At 70.5% G+C, this 15,346-nt stretch carries 11 protein-coding genes; 2 read left to right on the forward strand and 9 right to left on the reverse strand.

Annotation, left to right across the window (positions count from 1 at the left end; all coding sequences use genetic code 11):
- The first annotated feature begins 669 nt into the window (after window positions 1–669).
- Window positions 670–2,379 carry a hypothetical protein gene (locus ACFW0G_RS12765; protein WP_378325215.1) on the forward strand — a complete coding sequence of 570 codons (1,710 nt, stop codon included), beginning with the start codon at window positions 670–672 and terminating at the stop codon, window positions 2,377–2,379.
- Between the two features lie 444 nt (window positions 2,380–2,823).
- On the opposite strand, the gene ACFW0G_RS12770 is transcribed toward ACFW0G_RS12765, so the two are convergent.
- The 9 genes from ACFW0G_RS12770 to ACFW0G_RS12810 all read right to left on the reverse strand — a co-directional run bounded on the left by ACFW0G_RS12770 (window position 2,824) and on the right by ACFW0G_RS12810 (window position 13,844).
- Window positions 2,824–3,780 carry a M23 family metallopeptidase gene (locus ACFW0G_RS12770; protein ID WP_378325216.1) on the reverse strand — a complete coding sequence of 319 codons (957 nt, stop codon included), beginning with the start codon at window positions 3,778–3,780 and terminating at the stop codon, window positions 2,824–2,826.
- Window positions 3,781–3,791: 11 nt separating this feature from the next.
- Window positions 3,792–4,733, reverse strand: a complete 942-nt coding sequence (locus tag ACFW0G_RS12775; protein ID WP_378325218.1) for a replication-relaxation family protein — start codon at window positions 4,731–4,733, stop codon at window positions 3,792–3,794.
- A gap of 56 nt (window positions 4,734–4,789) precedes the next feature.
- Window positions 4,790–6,211, reverse strand: coding sequence for a type IV secretory system conjugative DNA transfer family protein (locus ACFW0G_RS12780; RefSeq protein WP_378325219.1), 1,422 nt, complete (start codon window positions 6,209–6,211; stop codon window positions 4,790–4,792).
- 22 nt (window positions 6,212–6,233) lie between these two features.
- A complete protein-coding gene (locus tag ACFW0G_RS12785) occupies window positions 6,234–7,475 on the reverse strand; it encodes a hypothetical protein (protein WP_378325220.1) in 1,242 nt (413 codons plus the stop codon).
- A complete protein-coding gene (locus tag ACFW0G_RS12790) occupies window positions 7,472–9,346 on the reverse strand; it encodes a VirB4 family type IV secretion system protein (RefSeq protein WP_378325222.1) in 1,875 nt (624 codons plus the stop codon). Before ACFW0G_RS12790 ends, ACFW0G_RS12785 begins: the two co-directional genes overlap by 4 nt.
- Window positions 9,343–10,383, reverse strand: coding sequence for a PrgI family protein (locus ACFW0G_RS12795; protein WP_378325223.1), 1,041 nt, complete (start codon window positions 10,381–10,383; stop codon window positions 9,343–9,345). The genes ACFW0G_RS12790 and ACFW0G_RS12795 overlap by 4 nt, the downstream gene beginning before the upstream one ends.
- Window positions 10,383–12,458: a hypothetical protein gene (locus ACFW0G_RS12800; RefSeq protein WP_378325224.1), complete on the reverse strand. Its 2,076-nt coding sequence runs from the start codon at window positions 12,456–12,458 to the stop codon at window positions 10,383–10,385. Before ACFW0G_RS12800 ends, ACFW0G_RS12795 begins: the two co-directional genes overlap by 1 nt.
- A gap of 3 nt (window positions 12,459–12,461) precedes the next feature.
- Window positions 12,462–12,830 carry a pilin gene (locus ACFW0G_RS12805; RefSeq protein WP_378325226.1) on the reverse strand — a complete coding sequence of 123 codons (369 nt, stop codon included), beginning with the start codon at window positions 12,828–12,830 and terminating at the stop codon, window positions 12,462–12,464.
- Between the two features lie 183 nt (window positions 12,831–13,013).
- Window positions 13,014–13,844 carry a hypothetical protein gene (locus ACFW0G_RS12810; protein ID WP_378325227.1) on the reverse strand — a complete coding sequence of 277 codons (831 nt, stop codon included), beginning with the start codon at window positions 13,842–13,844 and terminating at the stop codon, window positions 13,014–13,016.
- A 1,130-nt stretch (window positions 13,845–14,974) separates the two neighbouring features.
- Between ACFW0G_RS12810 and ACFW0G_RS12815 the strand changes: the two genes are divergently transcribed.
- Window positions 14,975–15,346, forward strand: a 372-nt coding sequence (locus ACFW0G_RS12815; protein ID WP_378325228.1) for a hypothetical protein, incomplete at its 3' end; no start/stop codon positions are given.

Here is a 15,346-nt window from a genome sequence, read left to right on the forward strand (position 1 = left end):
CCGCAGTAGTGCGGGCGGCACCCCAGCCTTCGACATGCACGAGTGGTCGGAATCATCGCCCGGCCTCGCTGCCCACCCAGCGGTTGCGACGCAATAGCTGTCGCCTCGTCGGAGGCAGTACCCGGGTACTCGACCTTGGCTGTCCCACCCGACGTGACGGCTGGCCGGTCGCGCTCGCCCACGGTAAAGAATTCGGCCTCGAGCCCTCGGTCATCGAACCGGCCTCCATGACCGCGGCACACACTTCCGGGGTCATTCTCGGTGAGGTTCCCGGAGTGCTTGAACCAGCAGATCGTCCTCGGCAGGGCCCCCGGTAGCCGGAGTCAGTGAAACGTTCTGCTGTGGAGAGGCGATGTGCGGAGCGTTGATCATCGCGCATGCCGTGCACAACATGCGGTTCTGTGTGCCCGGAATTCCGTGCATACGTTGTATGGAAAGGACGTTGGTGGGCGCAAGTCGAGGGTGTAGTAACCTCTGGTTTGAGACGGCCCTTGTGGACACTGCTGTGCGCCGCAGAGATGGTTACGACTCGACTTCTTTGTGACCTAGCTTACTTTGCAGGGCGGGGCTGTTCTTGTCATGAGTGTAGTTGTCGAAGTAGCTCCGTCTGATCAGAGAGCGTTTGCTCCGCGTCCGTGGTGGGCCCGGTGGGTGCGTCCGCTGGTGCTCGTGGCTGGTGTGCTGGTGGTGTCCGCCGGGGTGGTGGCCCGGGTCGGCCGGTTCGGTTTCAATCCGAGCGATCAGGGTTTCGTGCTGGCGGCGAGCTGGCGGATTCTGCACGGGGAGATTCCGCATGTGGATATGGTGTCGCCGCGCCCGCTCGGCTCGGCGTATCTGCATGTTGTGGATTTCGCGTTGCCCGCGCCGCTGATGGTGGCGTCGAGCTTCGTGATGATGGTGCAGCTGTCGGTAGCGACGATCGCGCTGGCCGCGTTGCTGACGAGGACGTCGCCGTTGCGGTGGGGGCCGCTGCGGATGTGCCTGGTCGCGGCGGCGGTGCTGGTCAACCTCAACACGTTCCCCGTGATGGCCTGGCACACCGTCGACGGCGTGTTCCTGGCCGCCGTGGGTTGGTGGGCGCTGGATCACGGGCTGCGCGCCGAGACGCGGTGGGCGCGCTGGCTCGGCTTGTTCTGCCTGGGCTTCGCCGTCATCGTCAAACAGAGTTTCGCGTTCACCGTGCCGCTGGGCATCCTCATCCTGCTGCTGCACCCCGCCGCACGAGCCCGGGGATTCCGGTGGGGCCGGTTCATGGTGGACCTGCTGTGGCTGGGCGCGGCGCCCCTGCTCTATTTCGGCATGGTCACCGCCTCCGGTGGACTCCCGACAGCCCTGACGCAGCTGACTGGCGGTACGCAGACCTGGGGCGAGAACATCTACCAGTTCTGGGCTGGCACGTTCGCGGACGGGACCGTAGACCCACGAAGTTATATCGTCGCCGCAGCCGTCGGCGTGGTGTTGCTCGCCGGGGCCTGGACGTTCCGGGGCCGGCTCGGGCGCGCGGGTGCCTGGATCCGGGTCATCGCAATGCTGGCTGTCGCCGTGGTCACCGTCGGGGTGGTCGTAGCGGGGAAGTTCGAGCACGCGGGCTACTGGTCGTTCGCGGTGCTGTGGATTTTCCTCATCACCTCGGTCGTCGACGGGATCGTGCGGCGCCAGTTCCCGTGGCAGCACCTGCTGATCATCGTGCTGGCATGGATGTCCACCTTGTCCTGGGGCTACCCGTTCCCGTCGCTGCTGGCCGGAACGATGGTGCTGGGCACCCTCGACCTCTTGGCCCGCGCCGTCGCCGACCTGCGGTGGCCACGTATCCCCGCACCGCGGCTACTGGGCGCGTCGGCCGGTGCGGTCATCATGGTGATCACGGGGGTGCAACTCGCGGAGGCGCACGACCGGGCGCCATACGCGGATCTACCGCAGTGGGAACTCAGCGCGCATCTTGGCACGGCCGCGCCGGCGATGCGCGGAGTCCGCAGCAACCCCAGTGTCGGGCTGTACCTGACCCAGATCCGCGACTGCCTCACCCGGTATCCAGCCTCCAACGTGGCAGTGCTGCCGGACGACGCGTTCGTGTACCCGGTATTCAAGGTGCACAACCCCTTCCCCATGGACTGGCCACTGCCGATGGAAATGGTCGACGACGGCAACCAGCGCATGATCGACACCGCCCACCAGCTCGACCGCCAGGGCGACTACCTGGTGCTGTTCCAGGCGGTCACGACCACGGGGCTCGCCCAGGGCCAGCCGCTACCCTCCCACGTGCCACCCGAGATCGGCACCGCCGGACACTCCGATGTGGAGCCTCGCATCCGCGCGGCACTGACCGGACAGAAGATCAGCTGCGGCAGCCTCGCCGGCGTCTGGTCCCCACGACGATAAGACAGCCGCCACCTGCCTGACCCGCTCGCACACAAGCCAGCTGTAGAGGCCCTCTACGTTGGCAGGCGATTGTGCACAAAGACCTCGTCCGCATTCATCTTGACCATCACAATCTCTCCGCCTGTCTAAGGTCGTGGAAGTGCCGATAGGGGAAGGGCCACTCACTCACCTGGAGCGCCAGGAATGTCGGCCGCGCGTCGGCAACGGTACTCGAATGGTGCCGCGATGCCAGGCGTCGGAAACAAATCTCGTGTTGGACGGCACAAGTGCGATCCAAGTGCCAAGATCACTGATCAGTGCCATCAATCCTGAGGACCTACAATTCGGCCCCTGCCCGCGCAGTCCTCTCAGCGCGGCGAGGTTAGCGGGCGCCGACGGGGTTCTCTGCTTGGCGGCATCGACCCATCTGGCCGTGCGAGGCAGGGCGATCCGGTCCGCGCCGGGCTACGGCGCGCACAGCGGCGGGCCGTTCTGCTGCCGGTAGAAGGCGTTCGGGTCGACGGATTGTCCGCTGGGCTCGACTTGGAAGTGCAGGTGCGGGCCGGTGGATTCGCCGCGGTCGCCGACCTCGGCGATCGGTTGTCCAGGTTGGACAGTCTGGCCGACGGCGACGAGGTTGCGGTTGTTGTGGCCGTAGGTGGTGATTACACCGCCTACGTGTTCGATGCGGACCCAGAGGCCGTAGCCGTTGGCGGGGCCGGAGGCGATCACGCGTCCGCTGCTGGCGGCCACGATCGGGGTGCCGATCGGCGCGGCGATGTCCTGCCCGCGGTGGAATTCCCCGCCTCGTGGCCCGAATCCCGAGGTGCAGCGCCCCGCGGTCGGCGCCACCCAGCCTCCGCTGCTCGGCGCGGTGGGCGCGCAGGTCACTCCGATTAGCGCGCCGACGATCTGCCGCGCGGCCTGCTCGTGGTGGGCGTATCGGTCGGGGAAGCCGGATGCCTGGACTGCTTGTGCGGCGGGGGCGAGGCCTATCTGTTGCCAGTTGGGTACGGCGAGCAGGTGCTTGTAGAACTGGGTGGCGGCGTAGGTGGGGTCGGTGACTTGGGGTGGGCTGCCCCAGCCCATCGAGGGGCGTTGCTGGAACAGCCCGAGGGAGTCGCGGTCTCCGTAGTTCAGGTTGCGGAGCCCGGATTCGGTGATCGCGGTAGCGATCGCGATCACCCATCCGTATTTGGGAACTTGGAGTTGTTTGCCGACGGCGACGATGGTGGCGGCGTTGGCGATCTGGTCGGGGTCGTATCCGGCCACACTGCCGGTGGTGGAGCAGGCGATCACGCCGCCCGCGTTGCTGCTGGCTCCGTCGGTGCCCAGGATCGCGCCGATGCTGGCAGAGAGGAGCAGGACCGGCGCGAGAGCCACGCAGCCTGCGGCCACGGCGATTTTCACGCTGGCTTTCACGCGGCCCTCCTCTATCTCTCGGCGGGGGCGCGGGTGTGGGCGAGGTCGGCCAGGTGCCGGCGGTGGCGGGCGTGCAGGGGCAGCCAGACCGGCCCGCCTGGCGTCGCGAGGTCGTCGCCGCTGGCGGTGGCGATATGCCAACCGACGTCCCCGTTGGCCAGCGCGGGTCCGGTGTGCTCGACCGCGGTCAGTCGGTCGCGCAGGTTGGCCTCGCGGGTGGGCGAGTGGAGACCGAACAGCACCCAGAACCCGTGGCGTTGCTGTGTTTTCCGCGCGGGGTGCGGGCCGCCTGCGCGGGCGAGCTCGGCGTAGCCGTCGAGTTTCTCGAGCACGCGGGTGAGTGGTTCGGTGCCGGTGTCGTGCTCGTAGCAGGCCACCAACACAGCGCCGTGCTCGCGGTAGACGATCAGCGCGTCGGGTCGGGCCAGGCCGCCGCAGTCGGTGGCGGCGGAGCGTTCGCCGTGCCACAGCCGCAGCTCGGTCTCGCCGCTGCCGCGGGCATGCTTGGCGAGTGCGGCGACGACGTCGTTGATGCCGAGCAGATGATCGAGGCGGGGGTCGGTGGCCAGGCGCAGCACCTGCTCGCGGACCGAGCTGGGCCGGGGTGGGGTGGTGCCGTGCATGGCGGCGAGCACGTTGTGTCCGGCGATGCCGAGGGTGTAGCGCCAGCCGGTGAGCGTCCCGTTGGCGGTGGGGTGGCGGAACCGGTCGAGCACGTGCCAATGCCACAAGGCGAGCAGCCGCCGCTGTGCCCGGTTGAGATTGGGATACGGCAGCAGATCGGCGATCTGGTCGCTGGTGAGCACGCGGTGCTCGTCCAAGAGCCGCAGCAGGCTTCGGTCCCGTTCGGTGAGCCGGGAGGCCAGCTCGACCGGGTCGGCGACCCCGCCCCGTTGGCGAATCCGGCGGCATGCCGGAGGGCTCGTCTCGGGTGTGTTTCCGTTGTTAGGCATAGGAATCCTCCAGTCACGGCTGGCGGGGCGACGACCAGCGCACCCTTGGAAATGCGTCAGTCGAGGTCACCGTCGAAATCGACGTCGGTGTCGTCGTGCGGGGCGCGGGTGGCGAAGGTGCGGCGGCTGCGCGCGCGATCGCGGGTGGCCCGGTCGATGCCGTGTGCGCGGGCCGCGGCCCGCAGCTGGTCGGCCCGGCCCTCGATCACCGGGGGCGGTGGCAGGGTGCGCAGCGTGAAGCCGGTGGTGTCGCGGTTGTCGACCGACAACCGGCACGCGGCCTGGTAGCGGGCCAGCCGGGTGAGGTCGCTCGCGTCGAGGTGCGGGCCGACGTGCGCGGCCAAATGCCGGGCGTCGTCGGGGGAGACGCCGAAGAAGAATTTGTTGCGGGCGTTGGCATCCAGCGCCTTCGCCAGGGCGGCGGTGAGTTGGTCGAGGTGCTGGTGGGCGAGCACCCAGCCGACGTGGTAGCCGCGGGACTCGGCCAGTGCATCTCCGAGCGGCGTGGGCAGGTGCAGGAAGTTCTGCGCCTCGTCGATCTCGATAGTGGCGTCGGCGCGGGTGTGCTCGGGCTGGTGTGAGCGGCCGATCGCGGCCTGCCACAGCGACGCCACCAGCAGCGATCCGACCAGTCGGGCGGAGTCTTCGCCGAGTTCGCCTTTGGGGAGGCGGGCAAGGAGGATGCCGCCGTCGAGGATGTCGGCAGGGTCGAAGGAGCTGGTGGCGGTGCCGTAGAGGTCGGCGACGAACCGGCGGGCGGTGACCGCGCGTAGCTTGGACAGCACCGGCCCCGCCTGCTGGGCCGCCGCGGAGGGCGTGAGTTTCTCGTAGGCGTTCCAAAACGCCCCGATCCCGGTGGGATCTTCGCGCCGAATCCGGCGGGTGGCTTCCTTGCGAAAGCGGGAATTCGTGAGCAGCAACGGGATGTCGGCGAGCGTGGAGCCGGGGCGGGCGGTGAGGGTGTAGGCGGCGGCGCGCAGGGTGTCTTCGACGCGCGGTCCCCACCAGGAGGCGTAGAGGCGGTGCAGGGTGGACACGAGGTGTTCGGCGACGGTCTCGCCCCCGAGCCCGGCCGGGTCCAGGACGTTCAGTGCTGGGGGTGCGAGTTGTTCGTCGGGGTCGATGAGCACGAGTCGCTCGCCGACGTCTTCGGGCATCCGGTCGAGCAGATCCCGGATGAGGTCGCCGCGGGGTTCGATGACGGCGATCCCGCGTCCGGCTTCGATGTCGGCGAGCGCGAGGTGCAGCAGCTCGGTCGACTTGCCTTTCCCTGTGGTACCGGCGAGGTGGAGATGGTGGCGGGCGTCGACGACCGACAGTACGACTTGGCGTGCTGGTCCGGCGTCGGTGATGCCGAGCGGTTTCGGTGTCTGGCGACGGTGATCGTTGGCGGCGCGTAGCGCGAGCCGCGCCGGGCCAGCCGCTGCTGCGGAGTCGCCGCGTCGGGCCGCGGGCGCGGGTTTCTTGTTGGTGGGCAACGACACTCCTCCCGGTGGGTGGTTAGAGGCGGCGGGTGGTGTGCGGGGGTGCGGGCACGCTGCGGGCTTGGCCGCTGGCCAGCGCCTCGGTGCGGGCGGGCAGGTGCGCCAACGCGGCTAGTTCCCCGGCCGACAGCAGCGCACCGCGCCGCAGCCGCCGCGCTGCAACGGTGGCGCGGGGTTTGGGGAGTCGGTGGCGGGCCAGGGCGTTACGCCCGGCCAGCACCGCGAACGCACCGAACAACGCGTCGGCGATCCCGCGAACACGGTCGGCGGGCTGCGGCCCGTGATGCGTGGTGGCGGCGTAATACCGCAGCACGACTTCCCACTGCGGCTGGAGTTTCTTCGCCCGGATCTCGCATAGTTCCTCGGTCTGCTGCGGATCGAGCCGCCGCAGCGACCGCTCGGTGGTGCCGTGGGTGGAGGCAGTGGACTTGCTGCCGGTGACGATCTCCATCAACTCGCGCACCAACACCGACACGAAGCTGGCCACTGCCGAGCGACGTCCCGGACGACCGGAGTGCACCCGGTCCACGGTGCGCCGGTAGCGGCGCAACCGGCGTCCGACCGCAGGTCTTGCGAGGATCTGCACGACCGCGGACTCGCCTTCGGCGAGCTGGCCGGTCACGGCTTCCAGCGCCCGCAACGGATCGACGGACTCGTCGCGCGGGTCGGGGACGCGCAGCGGAAGGTGCTCGGGCCGTTCCGGGCGCACGGTGCCGCCAGTGACCACCAGCCCCGCCGTGCCCGCGGGCGCCGACTCACCGCCCTGCCCCGGTGGGGACGGGGTGGGGGAGTGGTCGAGGACGAGGGTGCCGGGCCAGGCGGCGCGCAGCGCGGCGTCGATCCGAGCGGTCGGTATCGGCCCCGGCAGCCACATGCGGACGGCGAGGTCGCCCGCGGCGAGGTGATATTCGACGGCCAGGTGCGGCACGCCGGCGAGGAAGCGCTTCCAGCGCGGTGGGGCGAGGCTGGGCAGGTCCCACCACAACCGCCGCGCCCCGGCCACCGCCGCGGCGGGGTCGAGTCCCGCTGGGGGCAGCACGGTCACCACCCGCGCGCCGGCGTACCAGCGGCGTCGTGCCGCGCGCCGCAGTCTCGCCAGGACGGCGAGACAGGCGGCGGCGAGGACGGCGAGCACGATCACCCACGCGAGATGCTGCTGTATCCACGCGCAGGTGCGGTCAGCGGTCGTGGTGAGCGCGTCGACGATCCCGGACGTCGGGGTGGTGATCAAGGCGTAGATGTTCGGGGGTGTGTTCATGGTTCGAGGTCGTCCTCCTCGTCCGCGTCCAGCTCGGCCAGGGCCTGGGGGTCTGTCGTGATCAGCTCGTCCTCGGCGTCGGAGGCCAAGGCGTGGAAGGCCACCCGGTTCGTGCCGGAGACCAGGAGCGCTTCACCTCGGCCCGCGGCCAGGAGGTAGGCGCGTTCGCCGTCGGAAAGCCGGAACACCGTGGCGATGGTGTCGATGGACGCGGTGGACTGTCGCAGGAGGATCCCGGTGGCGGCGTTGGCCACGATCGCTTTGCCCAGCTTGGAGGCGAGGGCGTCGCCGGGGTCCTGGGACACGAACTCCAGCGCTGCCCAGTACTTGCGGGCGCTCTTGGCCAGCCGGTAAAGGAACTTTTCGGCTTCGGGCTGCTGCATCAACAGCCACGCCTCGTCGACCACTACGAGCCGGCGGCGCCGGTGGTGCGGATCGAGGACGCGCCGCCATACCGCATCGAGGGCGATCAGCGTGCCGACCGACTTCAGTTCGTCGGGCAGGTCCCGCAGCGAGATCGCCACCAGATGCCCGTCCGGGGCTGTCGTGGTTGGTCCGTCGAACAAGCCGGAGAACGAGCCCGACACATACGGCGCCAGCCGCGCCGCCAGGTCGGAACCGGCTGGGTCGCCAGTGGCGGTGCCGTCGTCGTCGAGGGCATCGGCGAGGTCGGCCAGTAGCGGTGCGGGGCGGGTCCAGGTGCGGCGGTCGGCGGTGATGCCGACCCGCGCGTAGGTGGCGATAACCGCCCGGTCGAGCACCGCCCGTTCCTGCGGCGACAGCGCCTCACCGAGCATGACCGCGAGCAGGGTGTGGATGAACAGCGACCGGCGGGTCAAGGCGTCCGGGATCCGCTGCGCGCCGGGTGGAAGGTCGAACGGGTTCAGGCGTACACCGGGCGCGCCGAGGTGGAGGTAGGTGCCGCCGACCGCGTCGGTCAGGCGCTGGTATTCGTCTTCGGGGTCGATGACGAAGACCTGTACGCCGACCTCGCCCTCCGGCGTGGGCCGGTGCGGGTCCGGGTAGAGCGAGCGCAGTGCTTCGAGTTTGGTGAAGTACGACTTCCCCGCGCCGGAGCGGGCCAGGGTGACGGAGTTGTAGTTGTCCTGGGCCCAGCGATCCCACAACACCAGGCCGTTCGAACTGGCGTTGACGCCGTACAGGCGGCCGGTCAGTGGGGCGTGCGGCGACGGATCGACCGCGGGCAAATCGGGGCTGGTGAAGGGGAAGCTGGCGGCGAGGGCGGGGGTGTCGAGGGTGCGGCGCATCCCGAGCAGGTCGACCCCGAGGGGCAGGGTGGAGGTCCAGCCCTGCACCGACCGCCACGCCGCCGGCTGTGCGTCGAGCAGCAGCGAGGACGCCAGCGACCGGACTTCGTCGACTTCGGCGTCGAGATTCTCGCGCGTGGGCGCGTGCACGGTGAGGTACAGCCCGACGCGGAAGAGTTTGACTTCGCCGCGGGCGAGGGCGAACGCCATGTCGGCGGCGTCGGCTGCGGCGGCCTCGGTCTCCGGATCATCCAGCTTGCCGTTCTCCGCACGAGAATTCCGCGTGGAGTTGAGGCGGCCCCGTTGCTTGCGCAGCCGCTTCGCCGCAGTCGCGGGGTGGAGTGGGTCGATGTGCAGGGCGACGTCGAGGCGGCCGGGGTAGGACAGGAGCGGCTCGAGCCATCCGGCGCCGACTTCGGCGGGGTAGCCGGTGATGGCGAGGGTGGCGGTGTAGCCGTCGCCGATGCGCAGCCACCGCGGCCCGACCTCCACCCTGTCCGGTCCGGCCACCGCACCCGCACTGGTCGCGCCGGACGACGGTGGACGACCGAGCGTGCGACGGGCAGCGTGGCGCAGCAGGGCGAGCGTGCTCTGGGAATTCATCGCTGTTCGACCTCCACGTCCTCGGCCGTGTCCGCGGCGGTGCCGGTGTCGGCGGCGTAGCGCACGGCGGGGTGGCGTAGGTCGGGCTGGGTGGTGACCACGCCGGAGGCGGTGCCCGCCCGGGTCGCGTGCGGGCCGCCGTTCGGGTCGGCAGCCGCGGCGAGCACGGCATGGGCCTGAGTACCATCGAGCGGAGCGACCACGACTTCGCAGCCCCGCAACGCACGCGCCGCTTCGTGCGCGCGCCGCGCAACAGTGTGTGCCGCGCTGGTGTCGCGGCCGTGCCGTCCGGTGGCGGGTTGCCGGAGGACGACGGTGACGTGGCGGCGCAACAAATCCCGTGACTGCGACAGCTCGCGCAGGAACTCCACGTGCCCCAGGCATGCCGCTTCCAGGGCGGGGTGCGGCAGGCCGCCCGCCTCGTCCGCGAGCACCTCGAGGTAGGGCTCCAGATCGAGACGCTGGGCACGCACCACGATCTGCACTGGACCCGACAGCGAGTGCAGCCACCGGGAAAAGCCACCGATGAGCGCGTTCTGTTCCCCGGCGGTGCGCAGCCCGAAGTTCACCGTGGAGCACGCGGCGGCGTGCGCGGTGCCATGCGTGCCGAGGTCGATCGCGCCCTCGACGGAGATCGCCTCCGCGGGAAGCCGCAGCGGTGCGGGCAGCGGCCCCGCCTTCACTCCGATCCAGGCGGGCGCGTCGGGCACGGTGTCACCGTGCACGCTGTCGGCGGGCACCAGCCGCTTCGGACTACGCCACTGTTTGAGCGCGGCCAAAAGCCACGCATCCAAGGTGAGCCCGTCCCGACGCACGGTCACCACCGCGAACGCGGCCCCGGCGATCGGGATCGCCGCCGCGGCGAACACCACCGGCGATACCACGGCGTGGGTCGCTTGGTAGAGCCCCCACAGCAGCAGCCCGGTCACGCCGAGGATCCCGGCCTGCCGCGCGGTCAACCCGAACACGATCTTGTCCGGCTTCTCCACATCGGCCGGCACCCGCGCCGACATCGGTACCTCCTCATCGCTGCGCATCAGCGACCCCCTTTCCTCGGGTTACGCGGTGTTGGCTTCGCCGCGCCGGCGCGCGGCGCGCCTGGCTGCTGCCGCGCCGCACCGGAGCCCTCGCCGTTGCCCGCGCGTGCGCCGCGGCTCGCCCCGCTCGGGGCGGGCGGCGCGGTACCGGGTGCCTGGAACCTGGGCGCCTTCACCGGCGGCGAGGAACTCCGGCGAGCAGCCGGGACCGCGCCCGTGTCGCGGGGCATGGTCCGGTCGCGGGCTTGGCTCGCCGTCATCGGGCGCGCCGCCCGCGACGACCCCGCAGACCGCGCTCCCGCGGTGGTGGAACGGCGCCGCGTGTCCGGTGAGCCCCAGCGGGTGGATTCGATCGGTGGCACCACCGTGGCCGCGGTCGGCGTGCTCGACATCCGTGCAGGCACGTACGCGCCGGACGTCGGCGTGAATCCGCCATCGCCCAGTGGCTGCTGGCGTTCGCGGGCGGCGGCGCGCGCGTCGCGGGCCATGTGGGCGGGCGCGGCCCACGCTTGGGCGGCCCGCACGCGTGCCGCCCGCGCGGCCCCATGGGCCATCCGCTGCGCACCCGCCCCGAACCCTGCGGCAGCCCGGTGGGGCACCGCGCCACCGGGACGCGGGCCATCAGTCGGGCCGCGCCCGCGCGGCCGTGCCGGTGCGCCCCCGGTGCTGCGGCGATCGCGCCCCCGGCGGGCCGCAGCGGCGCCGGCGCCCTTGCCGACGCCGAGCATTCCCAGCCCCTTGGCCAGCAGCGCGTACTTCACGATCGAGGCGATCTGCGAGCGCCCGCCGAGGCCGACCTGCTGCATCACCCAGGACGGGATCTTGATCAGGATGAACAGCAGGACGACCGAGATGATCAGGTTCATCAGCCCGCCGGAGACGCCGAGCAGGTCGGTGGTGGCGGGGCCGGAGGTGCCTTGGACGAAGAACACCTTCACGAACACGACCAGCGTGATCGCCTGCAATACCTGGATCCCCAGCACGCCGAACAGGGCGCGCCACCAGAGCTTGGCGATGCCTTCGGTGTAGGGGGAGGAGTGACAGACCAAGGCGAGGGGTCCGGCGACCACGAGGACGATCGTGATCACCAGCCGCAGCACATACATCGCCAGCAGCACCACGGCCAGGATCAGCACGATGAGCGCGACGAGGATCATGAAGATCCCGCCGGATTCGAGCTGGCGGTGGATCTCGTCCTTTACCCCGGTGGTGATGCCGCCGGAGGAGTCGCCGGCCAGGATCCCGGTGGCGATCCCGTTGACCGCGGTGATCGCGTAGCCGATCAGCGACAGGCTCGCGTTGACGGCGATGAAGCCGACCACGATCCGCGGCAGCGTCTCCTTCACCGTGACCCGGGTCTGCAACGTCTCGTGGCTGGCGACGACGATCCCGCCGACGATGATGAACAGGATGAACAGTGAGTTCGCCACCCACCGGGTGATGTTCCACAGCTGGGAGATCTGCGGATTGCCCGCTAAATCGGGGGTGGTCATCGAGGTCCGGCCGACCAGATCGAGCACCGGATCCATCGCCGAGGTCACCAAGTTGGTGAACCACCTGTCGATCGCCTTCCCGGCCTTGCACACGATGTCCAGCCACCCACAATTCGTGGCCTCGGACTGCGGTGGTGGACTCGGCGGTGTCGCCGACGGTGGCGGCGCTTCCGGGTGGTTCGGGTCGAGGACGATCGGCGGCGGTTGCACCGAGCTCGACGGTGGCGCGGGCGGCGGGGTCCACGTTGGCAGGGGCTGACCTGGGGTGGGTGGTGGGGGCAGTTCGCTGGGCCAGCCCGGGTCAGGGTTGGGCGGCAGCGGCAGCGGAACCGACGGGTCCCGCGACGGCGGCACCGCCGCCGGTGCGGGCGCGGCGGTCGGCGGGGGAGGGAGCGGAATCTCCGGACCGGGAGCGGCCACGGTCGGCAGCGGCAGTACCGGCGGCTGCGCGTGCGCCTGCCCGGCCGAGACAGTCAGCAGGGCCGCGACGAACGCGCACACCAGCCCGGCCAGGACCGCGACGCGCAGCCGGACAACGACGCGCCGCGATGCGCTCGTGGTCGAGCGAGTGGTGGTCGTCATGGGTCAGCCCACCAAGCCCTTGAGGACGGTGACGATGACCGGCGCGAGCATCGCCAGCCCGTAGCCGATCGCGGCATTGCGCAACGACTTCTTCGCCCGCTCGACTTCGCCCGGGTCGCCGTCCGCGGACAGGTAGCGGACCCCGCCGACGGTCAAGAACAAGGTGGCCAAGCCGACCAGCAGACCGATCAGGAAGTTGCGCAGGTTGTCGATGACCTGCTCCAGCGACCCCGGCGCCGCCACCACGAGCGGGTCGGCCGACGCGGGTGTACCAGTGACCAGCAGCAGCGTGGTGGTGAGCACGACGAGGGTGACGGTGCGGAGTCGCCGTCGCCGCGGGCGTCGCGGGTGGTGCGGTGCGTGCGCAGACATCCAGGATCCCTCCCGAGGACACCGGGGGCGGGTGGGCGACGGGGAGGCGAGAGGAATCAGGGAGCCGGCCACCGGCACCGCGGCCCGGAGTGCCCAGCGGATGCGGCGGTGGCGGACGGCTGCCGTGGGGCGCGTGTGCCCGGTTCTCGACCTGATTCCCCTCACACCGCTCTAAAGCGGGGTTCAGGCCGGCTTTTTGCAGACGGATTTCGACTTTTTTGCTGGGCGCTGGGCGCCGAGCCAGGAAATGAGTGCGGACTCGGCTTTTTCCCGGGCGCGACGTACGCGGAAATACGAGTCGCCCAGTTTTTCTGCGGCCTCGTACAGATGCATGTCATCCAGCCGGGTATCGGCAATCAGGGAGGCTTCGGTGGCGGTGAGCACGCCCTCGCGCACCGCCTCGGCCAGCACCAGTTCGGGATGGCCGTGGTCGGGCTGGCGTGGCTCGAACGACTCCCACCGCGGCACAGTGTGGGCGGCGTAGTCCCACTCCGCCGTCCGCAACTTCGCCCCGGCTCGCTGGGCTGCCCACACCAACCGCGGCCCCAGCGACCCCGCGTCCGGATCGATCTCCTTCAGCCGGGTGGTGAACCCGGCGAGCATCTCCGCGTCGATGTCCTCGACGTCGCCGGTGTAGCCGGTCGCTAGTTCCCCGGCCGCCTTGCGCAACCCCGGCAGCGCGACGCCGACCGCGCCGATGACCCACGCGGGACCACAGGTTTGCGCAGCGAGTACCAGCTCCCGCCACACCGCCGCCCGCGCGGCCGCGGTGGTCGCCCGGTCCAGCACTACATCGCGCAACTCGACCAACGGCACGCATCGCCGCGGCAGCCCGCGCCCGATCCGCGTGCAGTCGACGGCCAGTGGTTCCGGGCCGGTGCACAGCAGACGGAACGCCGACTCCGCGGCGTTCATCACCGAGACGGACCCGACCGGCTCGGCGACCGTGGCACGGTCGCGGTGGCGGGCCCGGGATGGTTGCGGGCGGTGGGCCTCCGGGTGCTTGGACGGCATCGCAGGACTCCCCTTGGGCGAGCCGACCCGCGGGGAACAATCGGAGCGGATCGGCGTGGACTGGACGCCCTCCATGCCGCCGGAGACCGCTTGCGCATTTCTTGCCTGTTGATCTTGAAAACGGGCTGCAAGGAAACCGCAAGGTAATCACCCCGATCGCTCAATACCGGTTGCCGATCGGACTCGCGTACCGCGTGACCTGCGGTGCAAGGAAACTGCAAGGGGGTCGGCCGGGCGGTCACCGATCTCGCCGGAAGTTCTCCGAAAAATTTCGACCACTTGGTCGCTGAGCCGCTTGCAGGTCGGTTGCTTGCGCAGGCAACAGGAGGAGCAGACCGCGGCGACGCGCGCCGCGGAAGGCCCGACTCGGGTGTGGTGAACGCCGTTGTGAACGACCGTCCCGGCACGGCTCCAGGGCCACCCCGGCGGCGCTCTCAGCCGAGCTGGCTGCGTGCTCTCGTGGCCGTGCTCTCATGGCGCCGGGCGGACACGACGCAGGCGTCCGTGGTGCAGCCGCGCCCGCGGCGGTGTAAGCAGACACGGAGTCGGTGCGCAGTCGCCCTCCCAGACTCCGAGGTCCGCGGTGGCTCGACCTGTGAGGAGAAGGCGCGCGCCACCCCACGCGGCGCTTCTCGCGGTCGGATGATGCCCGCACCGGGCGCAGCGCACCGCCGGCGAGGTACCTCAGCACGATTGCTCGTTCGTGCTCCAGTCCGTATACCCCTGCGGCGCGAACCGGCGCCTAAGCACCACCCGGAGCGCGATCCCCGGTCACCGAAGCCGAGAGCTTCGCGGGTGGATGCTGCCCCCTGGCCGCCTCAAATCCCTCGGTGTGCGAGGCCGTCTGCGGCGCGCAGGCGGGGTGTACCTGCGCCGCTGACGGCGCTTCCTGCCAGGCGCGGACCAGGCGCTCCTGGCCGGTGCGCCACCCCGCGATGGTGATCGCCAGCGCGGTCACCAGGGGGCACTGCGATGCCCGGGACAGGCGTCGTGCCCGCAACGCACGCCCGGCGGGCAGGGCGTGCCGGGACGTCCGGAAAAAAGTTCAAACTCGTCTGCAAAAACCCGAGCAACATCGCGCTTTAGAGCAGTGTCAGAGCCCGCAACCGCGAATTGCGAGGACACTCCCGATGAGCGCTATTCCTCTCTCGCCGGAATCCACAACAGAAATCGACGAACACCGGCAACCGCGGTCGCGGAAAACCGCAGCCGTGCCGCTGGGAATCTGGTTGTGCGCACCCGCCCCCGGCGACGAGCACGGGCTGCCGCCGCTGATCGAGGGCCTGTCCCGCGGCCTCGTCACCCAAGCCGTGTCCGCCTTCACGGCGCGCGGGAACACGGTCGCGGTGACCGGGCCGGACACCGCCCGGATCGCCGCGGTCGCCGACACCGGCGGCGACCCCCCCGTGCTCGGCGCCCACCCCCAGAACGTCATCGCTGGCCGCCACCACGCCCCGGCCGACCGGCCGATGAGCCCCCCGGAGCCCGGCACGGTGGAACTG

Source organism: Amycolatopsis sp. NPDC058986, assembly GCF_042741125.1.
Lineage (GTDB): Bacteria > Actinomycetota > Actinomycetes > Mycobacteriales > Pseudonocardiaceae > Amycolatopsis.

What these genes read in the sequence shown, in the direction of transcription:
- ACFW0G_RS12785 (WP_378325220.1), bottom strand. Translation starts at nt 7,475, where the DNA reads ATGAACACACCCCCGAACATCTACGCCTTGATCACCACCCCGACGTCC.
- ACFW0G_RS12795 (WP_378325223.1), bottom strand. Translation starts at nt 10,383, where the DNA reads ATGCGCAGCGATGAGGAGGTACCGATGTCGGCGCGGGTGCCGGCCGAT.
- ACFW0G_RS12810 (WP_378325227.1), bottom strand. Translation starts at nt 13,844, where the DNA reads ATGCCGTCCAAGCACCCGGAGGCCCACCGCCCGCAACCATCCCGGGCC.
- ACFW0G_RS12800 (WP_378325224.1), bottom strand. Translation starts at nt 12,458, where the DNA reads ATGACGACCACCACTCGCTCGACCACGAGCGCATCGCGGCGCGTCGTT.
- ACFW0G_RS12775 (WP_378325218.1), bottom strand. Translation starts at nt 4,733, where the DNA reads ATGCCTAACAACGGAAACACACCCGAGACGAGCCCTCCGGCATGCCGC.
- ACFW0G_RS12805 (WP_378325226.1), bottom strand. Translation starts at nt 12,830, where the DNA reads ATGTCTGCGCACGCACCGCACCACCCGCGACGCCCGCGGCGACGGCGA.
- ACFW0G_RS12790 (WP_378325222.1), bottom strand. Translation starts at nt 9,346, where the DNA reads ATGAATTCCCAGAGCACGCTCGCCCTGCTGCGCCACGCTGCCCGTCGC.